Source organism: Stenotrophomonas sp. STEN018, assembly GCF_056760235.1.
On the sequence record NZ_JBRREK010000088.1, the window covers coordinates 1 to 10,452 of the forward strand.

Consider the following 10,452-nt stretch of genomic DNA (forward strand, 5'->3'; position numbering starts at 1 on the left):
CCCCCCCCCCCCCCCCCCCCCCCCCCCCCCCCCCCCCCCCCCGCCCCCCCCCCCCCCCCCCCCCCCCCCCCCCCCCCCCCCCCCCCCCCACTACAGGTAAAGCGTCTGGCTGCTGCATTCCTGGTGAAGCCTCTGCCGAGCATGGCTCGGCACTACCTGTTGGATTTCCCGGTAGAGCCCCTGCCGAGCATGGCTCGGCACTACGGCAAGGCCTAGACCGCGTTTACCGGCAGCCATTGCTGCAGCAGCTTGCGTACGTCGTGCAGCGAGGCGGTGATGTGGTGACCGTAGCCGCGCACTTCTTCGTCCGGTTCCAGCAGGTCCGGAATCTGGATGGTGGTCATGCCGGCAGCCAAGGCGGCGCGTACACCGGTTGGGGAATCTTCCAAGGCCAGGCAATGCGCTGGAGCAATACCCAATCCGCGTGCAGCATGCAGATAGATGTCTGGCGCCGGCTTGGAATGGGCCACATCACTGCTGGTGGCGACGAACTGGAAATACTGCAGCAAACCCGCCGCCTCCAGCTTGCGCTGGGCCAGCGGAGAACGGGTGGCGGTTGCCACCGCGCGCGGGATGTCGTGCTCACGCAACAACTCCAGCAACTCGATGATGCCCGGCCGCAACGGCACGCCGGCATCAACGATGTCGGCATAGCGCGCATAGGAATCAGCCAGCAGCGCGTCGGTACGCTGCATGCCCAGCACATCGGCCAGCTTCTGCCGGGTGGTCGCGTCCGAGGACCCAATCAAGGACAGCAGCAACGGGCGCGGCAATGCATAGCCGTGATCCTGCGCGGTCTGCTCCAGGCAGCCCATCAGCGCACGCTCGCTGTCCAGCATCAGACCGTCCATGTCGAACACCAGCGCCTGCGGGCGCACCAACAATTCCATCAGGCCTGCTCTCCAAACAGCACGGCCAGATCAGCAGCATCGAGCTGACGCCATTGGCCTTCGGCCAGATCACCCAGACCCAGGCCGCCGATGCGCGAACGGTGCAGCGCCTGCACGTGGTTGCCCACCGCAGCGAACATGCGCCGCACCTGGTGATAGCGGCCTTCGTGCAGGGTCAGTCGCGCCGCGCGCGGGCCCTGCACCTCGAGTTCGGCCGGCAGCAAGGGCTTGTCGTCCGATTCCAGCAACAGCGCGCCGCTGGCGAACTGCGCGGTCTCGGTGCCGCTCAGATCTTCCGCCAGCTGCGCTTCGTAGACCTTGTCCAGCTTCGACTTGGGCGACACGATGCGGTGCAGCAGTTGGCCGTCATCGGTCATCAGCAACATGCCCGAGGTATCGCGATCGAGACGACCAACGCTGGACAGCACCGGGTCGCGGTCGCGGAAACGGTCCGGCAGCAGCTCATAGATCAAACGGCCATGGTCCTTGGTGGAACAGGTGTAGCCGGCCGGCTTGTGCAGCATCAGGATCAGGCCCGGCGGCGGGTCCAGTACTTCACCATCTATGCGGATGTTGTCGTGCTCGACCTTGTCGTCGGCATACAGCACCTCGCCCTGCGCATCGGTGACGCGGCCTTCGCGGAACATCTGCTGCACCTGCTTGCGGCTGCCATAACCGAGGTTGGCGATGTGCTTGACCAGCTTCATGCGCGGCCCCGGGTGCCGACGATGACCTTGAAGCCATCGCGCTCGGCGGCAACACGCACCTGGCCGAAGCTCTCGGTCAGGATCTGCTCGTAGGGCAGATGGCGGTTGGCGACCATGAACAACTGCCCGCCCGGACGCAGCGACTGCGCAGCCACGGCGATGAAACGACGGCCGATGTCGGGCCGGTCTTCGCGCGCCGGGGTGTGGAACGGCGGGTTGGAGACGATGAAGTCATAGCGACCATCAATGCCGGCGGTGACGTCCTGCCAGCGGAAATCCAGCTTCACCTGCTCACCGACGTCGGCCAGGTTCTGGCGGGCCAGCGCCAACGCACGCGCCTCGGCTTCGTACAGATCCAGCGCGGTGACCTTGGGGCAGCGCGCCAGCACTTCGGACGACAGATAGCCCCAGCCAGCACCCAGATCGGCGCCACGGCCGGCCAGATCCGCCGGCAGCTGCTCCACCAGCAGGGCCGACGCCGGATCGATGCGGTCCCAGGCGAACACGCCGGGGCGGCTCAGGAAGCGGCCGTCGACGATCTTGCGCGGGGCATCCAACGCGGCCCAGCGCTTGTGCAGCGCCTCGTCGTGCTTGCCCTCGGCTGGTACCGACCAGTAGGCGCGGCAGTGGTTCTTGGTCAGCGTGCCGCCCAGCCCTGCCAGCTGCTGCAGGTCGCTTTCGCCGGAGCGGGCGCCTTCATTGTTGGACTGGCAGGCGAGGATGATGCCGCCCGGGGCCAACTTGCTCAGCGCCTGCGCAAACAGCGCGCGGGCTTCGTCGCGCTGCCGCGGCGGCAGCACGAGCACCAGCGCATAACGCTCGTCGGACTGCTCCAGCGCCTGCTCATCGCGCACTTCCCAGCCGCTGCGCTGCAGGGCGTCGGCGAACGGGCGGAAGCTCTGCGAGCAGACCAACTGAGCGGCGTCGGCATGCTCGCGCAGCGACCAACCGTCCTGCGCGCGCAGGAACAGGACCGGCCCCTGCGGCCAGCGCAGGCCAGCCTTGGAGAACGGGAGGAACAGGGTTTCCAACGGAGCGTCGTGCGGAGCAGGCATGCCGGTAATTCGTCTAGCAGGGCCGGCCATTCTACCGGGCCGGCCGCTGTCACCGGCTCCGCGCAGCTGAATGGGCCGCCCGGAATGGCATGCCTCAGGCCTCTGCGGCCGGCAAATGCAGCACCTGCAACACGCTGTCCAACCACACCACATGCTGCTGGCAGGCCCGCAGCAGGTCTTCCAGACGCACCGTCGCGTTCACCCCGGGCTCCTCGTTGTGGTCGGCAAAGTGCTGCAATGCCGGCTGCTCGGTGACCGTGCCAGCCACGCGACTGCCGTCCTTGAGGACCAGCATTACCCGGGCCTGCTCCGGCAACTGTCCGAGCAGCGCCTCCAGCGATGCGATCAGCATCGGGTCGGAGTAGACATGGGGCGCGTACAGGGGCATGGCAGCGTCCGCGGGTGAACGCCGTCACAGTAACGCGATTCTGCGTGAAACCCATGCAAAGGTTTTGTGGGAGCGGCGCTGGTGGCCTCGGGCCATAAGCCGCGAAGCAGAGACATCCTCAGATGAAGCAGACGCCAGCGGCGTCAGCAACCTGAGCTTCGCGGCTCACGCCGCTCCCACATCTCCTGCGTCCTCCACAGAGCATTTGAGTCATCCGCAAACCGCTGCCGGTCCCTTTGCGTCGGATTTTTTCCCCTCAGTTGGGAGAAGAACCAAATATTTCAGCGTGGCAAGCGCGCGTCGCGGATCGCCGAAATCAGCTGCGCCACGCTGTATGGCTTGGCCAGATGCCCCTGGAAACCAGAGGAGAACGCGCGCCGCCGATCGTCAGCGCGGGCCAACGCGGTCACCGCCACCGCCGGCAGCTCTTCACCGCCAACACCCAAGGTCTCGCGCAAGGTATGGATCAGGCCGTAGCCATCCATGCCCGGCATGCCGATATCGCTGATCAACACATCGAACGCGGTATGCCCGCGTAGATCCAGCAGCTCCAGCGCCTCAGCGGCAGTGCCGGCGGTGACCACCGATGCGCCCTGTTCTTCCAGCAGGCGACGTATATAGCCCAGCATGTCGACCTGGTCTTCCACCGCCAACACGCGCAGGCCCTGCAGGGCATTGGGCACCAGCACCTGCTCACCGATGCGGCCGCGTTGTACGCGCCGGCGCGGGTGGCGTGCCGCTTTCTGCGCTTGGAACTCGGGCAGGCAAACCCGGAACGTGGCGCCTTTCCCGGGCCCATCACTGGCCGCGGAAACCCTGCCGCCGTGCAGTTCGGTCAGCTGTTGGACGATGGCCAGACCCAGCCCCAGACCACCATGGCGACGGGTAGTGGTGCTGTCGGCCTGGCTGAAACGACTGAAAAGATGCTCCAGGAATTCCGCCGCGATGCCGTCACCATCGTCCTTGATCTGCACCACCAGATAGCCGGCTTCGTGCTGCAGGCTGATCTCGATGCGCCCTTCCACCGGAGTGAACTTGATCGCATTGGACAACAGGTTGCCCAGAATCTGCTGCAGACGGGTGGCATCGCCCAGCACTGGCTGCGGCAGCTCGGGCAGGTCCAACAGCACCGTCTGCGCCTTGCCTTCGGCCACCAGCTCCTGCGCACGCACCGCTTCGCGCAGCTGCTCGGACAGATCCAGCACTTCCACTTCCAGCTGCACCTTGCCCAGCAACATGCTGCTCAGGTCAAGCATGTCCGACATCAGGTTCTTCTGCGTCATCGCACTGCTGGCGATCACTTCCATGCCGCGCCGCATCGGGTGATCGGCTTCCATGCGCTGCAGCAACAGCTCGCTCCAACCCAGTACCGTGGTCAGCGGTGTGCGCAGTTCATGCGACAAGGTAGCGAGGAATTCATCCTTCATCCGCGCCATGCCTTCGGCGGCGTTGCGCGCTACGCGCTCGGCGGTGAGCAGGTCTTCGCGCGCCATTTCAATCTCGCGGCGCTCGGTGATATCCGGGCTGTTACCCGCCAAGCCGATAAAGCGGCCATCGGCAGAGAAACGCGGCACGGCGTTCATCTCCAACCAACGCCATTGCCCATCGTGGCGACGCACGCGGGTATTGGCGTGCAGTTCGGTGCGGCCGCTCAACGCTGCCTGCAATTCGTATTCGAACGACCCACGTTCATCCGGATGCAGGAAGCGCTGCCATGGGTCCGGCCCCAGATCCTGATCGGCGGGCAAACCGAAAAAAGTGAAGAAAGCCGTATTGACGAAGCGCAACTGGCCGCTGTCATCCACCACCCAGACCGGCATCGGCAGGCCATCGGCAAGTGCGCTGAAACGCGCCTCGCTTTCGACCAGTTCGGTTTCAATCCGCTTGCGTGCGGAGATATCAAACAGAAACACCGCAACCTGGTGTTTATCGGGCTTGCCGATGCGTACTGCTTCCACCGAATACCAGCGCGCCGGCTCGGACACCTCACGCTCGAACTGGCTGATACCGCCATCACTGACCACCCGGCCAAAGGCCTGGAACCATTCAACCCCCATCGCCGGCACTACCTCACTGGCACGACGGCCGATGACATTGCTCAGCCCGGTAACCTTCTGGAATCCGGCATTGACCTTGCGGTAGATGAAATCCACCGCGATGCCGTGTTCGAACACCAGCTCGATCACACAGAAACCACTGCCCACCGCATTGAACGCCTCCCGATAGAGGCTGGAGCTTTCCAGTTCCTCTTCATCCAGAGACAGCAAAGACAGGGGTGAGTCCGGGTTGGGGGCGGGCATTGTCTGAAAGGCGAAAGGACGCGGCAAAGTGGGGGAAGATGTGCCCGGCAGTCTGGGCGAGAAACCATCCACGCCCTGTGATGATGAACCATCGCTCAATCCGCTACTGCGAACTGGCACCGGGTTCATTGCAGCGTAAAGCTGTCAGTAGCACACTTCCACCATCAAAGTCCTCAGGAGCACGTCATGAAAACACTGACCGTTACCGGACTTGTCCTGGCCTGCCTGCTGGCTGCTGGCGGCGCCGACGCCAAGCCGCGCACCGTTTCCGACCCGCAAGCCCCGCGTGCCCTGCCCGCCGAAGGCCAGGTGCAGGTGCAATGGACTGACCCGGCCCAGTTCACCGAGCTGCGTTACAGCCGCAACCGCTGGGATGCCCAGCGTGGCGACTGGGTGGAGGATCTGGCCGAATACCTGCGCAAACAGGCCAGCAAGCAGTTGCCGGAAGGGCAGAAGCTGGACGTGACCATCACCGACATCAAGCGCGCCGGTGATTACGAGCCGTGGCATGGCCCGCGCCTGGACGATGTACGCATCATGCGCGACATCTATCCGCCGCGTATCTCGTTGCAGTTCACCCTGACCGACGCCAATGGCCAGGTCATAGACCAAGGCGAGCGCAAGCTGTCCGACACCGGCTATCTGCTCAACAGCAGCCTGCCCAACAACACCGACCCGCTGCGTTACGAAAAGCGCCTGCTCAATGATTGGGTACGCCGCGAACTGCAGAGCGATCGCAGTACTGCCGGGCTGTAATTCGTAATTGATAGGTTGGAAAAAAGGGCCGCGATGCGGCCCTTTTTGTTTCACCTGTGGTGCCGAGCCATGCTCGGCAGAGGCTCTATCGGTGCTCTTTTGTAGGAGCGGCATCAGCCGCGAAGCAGACAACAATGAAATCACGGATGTTCCTGCAACCGGATTGATCATCAGCTTCGCGGCTTACGCCGCTCCTACAACCCGCTGTTATTCCGACAAATACACCCGCGGCGTGCGCTTGAGGCTGCACGGCAAGCGATAGGCGCTGGTATTGCAGCGCGGCGCCAGCTCCGAGATGGTCGGTGCATTGCCCCACAACTGCACGATGCTGCCACGCGCGGCCTGTGGGTGATCGGTCAGGTCCACGGTCAGCATATCCATCGATACACGACCAATCAGTCGCCCCGGTACGCCATCGATCAACACCGGCGTGCCATTGGGTGCGAACTGCGGATAGCCATCGGCATAGCCCATCGCCACCACACCCACGCGCGTCGGCTTCTCAGCAACGAAACGGGCGCCATAACCCAGCGGCTCGCCAACGGCGAGTTCGCGCACCGCGATCACCCGCGATTGCAGCGTCATCACCGGGCGCAGCTGCGCGGCATGCGGGCTGGGCTGCGGATACAAGGGATCGGCGCCGTACAGCATCAGGCCCGGACGTACCCAGTCACTGCGTACATCCGGCCAGCCCAACAGCGCCGGCGAATTGCACAGGCTGGTTTCACCTGCCAAACCTTCGGTCGCACGTACGAAAACATCGAGCTGTTCACGGGTACGGTTGCTTTCCAGCTCATCGGCACGTGCCAGATGGGTCATCAGCACCAGCGGGCCAACCTGCGGCAGTGCGGTCAGGCGTGCATGCGCGTCGCGGAACTCCTCCGGCGATAAACCCAAACGGTGCATGCCGCTGTCCAGCTTCAACCAGATGCGCAGCGTGGCATCGGTCTTGAATGCCTCCACCGCTTCCAGCTGCCATGCCGTGGCCACCACCACCCAGAAATCGTGCTCGACGATCAACGGCAATTCGGCCGCGTCGAAGAAGCCCTCCATCAGCAGGATCGGGCCACGAATACCGGCCTGACGCAGTTCCAGCGCTTCCTCGATGCAGGCCACGCCGAAGCCATCGGCCTCGTCCTGCAGTGCGCGTGCGCAAGTCACCGCACCGTGACCGTAGGCGTCCGCCTTGATGATCGCCAAGGCCTTGCCACCGCCGAGCTGGCGGGCCAGCCGGTAGTTGTGACGCAGGGCGTCCAGGTCGATCAGTGCCTGTGCCGGGCGCATCAGTGCTGGCCCTTGCCGTAGCGGAAAATATCCAGGCCTTCGGTGCTGATCTGCGGCTTCTTGCCGCTCATCAGATCGGCCAGGTAACGGCCGGAGCCCGCAGCCATGGTCCAACCCAGGGTGCCGTGGCCGGTATTGAGGAACAGGTTGCGATAAGGCGTTGCACCGATCACCGGGGTGCCGTCCGGAGTGGCCGGGCGCAGGCCGGTCCAGAAGCTGGCCTGCGACAGGTCGCCGCCGTCCGGATACAGGTCCTTGACCACCTTCTCCAGCGTGGCGCGACGGCGCGGTTCCAGCGACAGGTCGAAGCCCGCCACTTCGGCCATGCCGCCGACGCGGATGCGGTCTTCGAAGCGGGTGATGGCGATCTTGTAGCTCTCATCGAGGATGGTCGAGTTCGGCGCCATCGCTGCGTTGGTGATCGGCAGGGTCAGCGAGTAACCCTTCAACGGATACACCGGCAGCTGCATGCCCAGCGGTGCCAGCAGCTGCGGCGAATAACTGCCCAGCGCGAGCACATAGTGATCGGCGGTCTCGAGCTTGCCGTTGATGCGTACGCCAGTGATGCAGTCGCCATCGGTCTGGATTGAAGCGATGTCCTGGTCGAAGCGGAACTCGACGCCGGCCGCTTCGGCCAGCGCCGCCAGCTTGGTGGTGAACAACTGGCAGTCGCCGGTCTGGTCTTCGGGCAGGCGCAGCGCACCGACCAGCATCTCGGTCTTGCCGGCCAGCGCCGGCTCAACCCGGGCGATGCCCTGGCGGTCCAGCACTTCGTAAGGCACGCCGTATTCGCGCAGCACCTCGATGTCCTGCGCGGCGGCATCCAGCTGCTGCTGGGTGCGGAACAACTGGGTGGTGCCCAGCTGGCGGCCTTCGTAGTCGATGCCGGTGGCGGCGCGCAGCTCGTTGATGCAATCACGGCTGTAGTCGGACACCCGTACCATGCGCGCCTTGTTGACCGCATAGCGGGCCGAGGTGCAGTTGCGCAGCATCTGCCACAGCCAGCGGTACTGGGCGATGTCGGCGGTGGGGCGGATCGCCAGCGGCGCATGTTCCTCGAACAGCCACTTGACCGCCTTGAACGGCACGCCCGGTGCCGCCCATGGCGAGGTGTAGCCGAAGGACAGCTGGCCGGCGTTGGCAAAGCTCGTTTCCAGCGCAGGGGCCGGCTGCCGATCCACCACGGTGACCTCAAAGCCGGCCTGCCGTAGATACCAGGCACTGGTCGTGCCGATCACACCGCTGCCAAGCACCAGAACGCGCATTTTCATTCTCCGGACCACATCATTCCCTGCGCACGGGACGGCAGGGGCTAGGAACCGCGCAGTATATTCAGGGTCAAGCAGTGTTTTTAGCTGTATTGATATGCCTGATCAGGGTAATTTCCTGTTTCGTTCATCATAAGCAGAGCCGCCATGGCCACCCGCACCCGCGAACTGGACAAGATCGACCGCAAGATCCTGCGCATCCTGCAGCAGGAGGGGCGTATCTCCTTCACCGAGCTGGGCGAGCGCGTCGGCCTGTCGACCACGCCCTGCACCGAGCGCGTGCGCCGGCTGGAGCGTGAAGGCGTGATCACCGGCTACTACGCGCGGCTGGACCCCGCCTCGGTCAAAGCCAGCCTGCTGGTGTTCGTGGAGATCAGCCTGGCCTACAAATCCGGCGACATCTTCGAGGAGTTCCGCCGCGCCGCGCTGAAACTGCCCAACGTGCTGGAATGCCATTTGATGTCAGGTGATTTCGACTACCTGCTGAAAGCGCGCATCAATGAAATGGCCTCCTATCGCAAGCTGCTGGGCAGCACCTTGTTGACCCTGCCGCACGTACGCGAATCCAAGAGCTACATCGTGATGGAAGAAGTAAAAGAGACCCTGTGCCTGCCAATCGAGTAGTGGGGGGGGGGGGGGGGGGGGGGGGGGGCGGGGGGGGGGGGGGGGGGTGGGGGGGGGGGGGGTGTGGTGGTTGGGTTGTGGGTGTGCGCCCGCCCCCCCCCCGCGCCCCCCCCCACTACAGGTTCAGCGTGTGCCGGCCGGCGGCGGCACTACCTGCTGACCCAGTCCACTGGGCACTGTGTCGTAGTACCGGTTGGTGCGGGTATCCAATACCCGGCCTGGGCTGGTCTGGCGCATCTGCGGCGCCGGCTGGCCCTTGCTGTCATAGATCGGCCGCACGGTCTGCGCTGGCTGGGTGATCGGCTTTGCCTTCGGGGCCGGCTTGGGTCTGGTGACCGGCTGTGGCGGCCGCACATCTTCCTGTCGCTGGTCCGATGGCACCGTTACCGGCGGCCGCGACGGCGGTGGCAGCGTCACCGGGCGCGTTGCGGTGGGTGACGGTGGCTGCTGCAATTGCGCTTGTGCGAACAACGGCGCGATCACCAGCACTACCAGCGTCAGAAATGTCATCCGTTTCATCGGCATCTCCCGCTCTTCCACCAGCCGAGCATGCGCCGACCCAGCTTGCGCCGCCATGAATGCGCGCTTGGACTGGCCCCGGCCCGCCCCTACCATTGATACCTGCCCCACGGATGCCGCGCCATGACCGCCTTCGATCTCACCCCTCCCAGCAACGCCGAACGTGATGCCCTGATCGCCGGGCTCAGTAGCGAAGAACAGCGCGTGCTGCTGCATCACGGCACCGAGGCGCCGTTCTGTGGCGTATTCCTGGATAACAAGCGCGACGGCGTGTACTGCTGCCGCCTGTGCGCGCTGCCGCTGTTCCGCTCCAGCACCAAGTTCGATTCAGGCACTGGCTGGCCGAGCTTCTTTGCCCCGTTCGATCCGGCGCATGTGCGTGAGATCCGCGACATCAGCCACGGCATGATCCGCACCGAGATCGTCTGCGCACGTTGCGGCAGTCATCTGGGCCACGTGTTCCCGGATGGCCCGCCGCCGACCTTTGAACGGCATTGCTTGAATTCGGTATCACTGGGGTTTGTCGAGAACGGCCAGCCGTACCCGGACCCGCTGCAACGTGGTGGTGCCGAGGCAGAGCCCGCGGCGTAGGCGAGCGCACCACCTGTAGTGCCGAGCCATGCTCGGCTGAGGCTCTACTAGTGGAGCCCCTGCCGAGCAT

The 10,452-nt window shown here is 64.8% G+C and carries 11 protein-coding genes; 3 read left to right on the top strand and 8 right to left on the bottom strand.

The genetic code is table 11. From position 1 onward, the window contains the following. Nucleotides 1–212: 212 nt before the first annotated feature. The 5 genes from ACVOMB_RS19820 to ACVOMB_RS19840 all read right to left on the bottom strand — a co-directional run bounded on the left by ACVOMB_RS19820 (nt 213) and on the right by ACVOMB_RS19840 (nt 5,340). On the bottom strand, nt 213–890 hold the full coding sequence (locus tag ACVOMB_RS19820; RefSeq protein ID WP_481532762.1) for an HAD family hydrolase: 678 nt from the start codon (nt 888–890) through the stop codon (nt 213–215). Then, nucleotides 890–1,597, bottom strand: coding sequence for a pseudouridine synthase (locus tag ACVOMB_RS19825; RefSeq protein ID WP_481532763.1), 708 nt, complete (start codon nt 1,595–1,597; stop codon nt 890–892). The genes ACVOMB_RS19820 and ACVOMB_RS19825 overlap by 1 nt, the downstream gene beginning before the upstream one ends. After that, entirely contained in the window at nt 1,594–2,652 is a 1,059-nt protein-coding gene (locus ACVOMB_RS19830; RefSeq protein WP_481532764.1) for a class I SAM-dependent methyltransferase, read from the bottom strand. Before ACVOMB_RS19830 ends, ACVOMB_RS19825 begins: the two co-directional genes overlap by 4 nt. 94 nt (nt 2,653–2,746) lie before the next feature. Continuing rightward, on the bottom strand, nt 2,747–3,040 hold the full coding sequence (locus ACVOMB_RS19835) for a DUF3247 family protein (protein WP_481532765.1): 294 nt from the start codon (nt 3,038–3,040) through the stop codon (nt 2,747–2,749). A 281-nt stretch (nt 3,041–3,321) separates the two neighbouring features. Then, nucleotides 3,322–5,340, bottom strand: coding sequence for an ATP-binding response regulator (locus tag ACVOMB_RS19840; RefSeq protein ID WP_481532766.1), 2,019 nt, complete (start codon nt 5,338–5,340; stop codon nt 3,322–3,324). A gap of 186 nt (nt 5,341–5,526) precedes the next feature. Between ACVOMB_RS19840 and ACVOMB_RS19845 the strand changes: the two genes are divergently transcribed. Beyond that, on the top strand, nt 5,527–6,096 hold the full coding sequence (locus ACVOMB_RS19845) for a DUF3016 domain-containing protein (RefSeq protein WP_481532767.1): 570 nt from the start codon (nt 5,527–5,529) through the stop codon (nt 6,094–6,096). 207 nt (nt 6,097–6,303) lie between these two features. Here ACVOMB_RS19845 and alr read toward each other — a convergent pair whose 3' ends face one another. Beyond that, nucleotides 6,304–7,380, bottom strand: coding sequence for an alanine racemase (gene alr, locus ACVOMB_RS19850; RefSeq protein ID WP_481532768.1), 1,077 nt, complete (start codon nt 7,378–7,380; stop codon nt 6,304–6,306). Next, complete coding sequence (locus tag ACVOMB_RS19855) at nt 7,380–8,645, bottom strand: D-amino acid dehydrogenase (RefSeq protein WP_481532769.1); 1,266 nt, start codon at nt 8,643–8,645, stop codon at nt 7,380–7,382. The genes alr and ACVOMB_RS19855 overlap by 1 nt, the downstream gene beginning before the upstream one ends. Before the next feature lie 150 nt (nt 8,646–8,795). On the opposite strand from ACVOMB_RS19855, the gene ACVOMB_RS19860 reads away from it, so the two are divergent. Continuing rightward, the gene (locus ACVOMB_RS19860) at nt 8,796–9,272 is read left to right on the top strand and encodes a winged helix-turn-helix transcriptional regulator (protein ID WP_481532770.1); all 477 of its coding nucleotides are present in this window, start codon (nt 8,796–8,798) and stop codon (nt 9,270–9,272) included. A gap of 123 nt (nt 9,273–9,395) precedes the next feature. Here the strand turns inward: ACVOMB_RS19860 and ACVOMB_RS19865 are convergent, their stop codons facing one another. Further along, nucleotides 9,396–9,791, bottom strand: coding sequence for a classical arabinogalactan protein 4 (locus ACVOMB_RS19865; RefSeq protein WP_481532771.1), 396 nt, complete (start codon nt 9,789–9,791; stop codon nt 9,396–9,398). Nucleotides 9,792–9,914: 123 nt separating this feature from the next. Between ACVOMB_RS19865 and msrB the strand changes: the two genes are divergently transcribed. After that, complete coding sequence (msrB, locus tag ACVOMB_RS19870; RefSeq protein ID WP_481514438.1) at nt 9,915–10,382, top strand: peptide-methionine (R)-S-oxide reductase MsrB; 468 nt, start codon at nt 9,915–9,917, stop codon at nt 10,380–10,382. Nucleotides 10,383–10,452 lie beyond the last annotated feature (70 nt).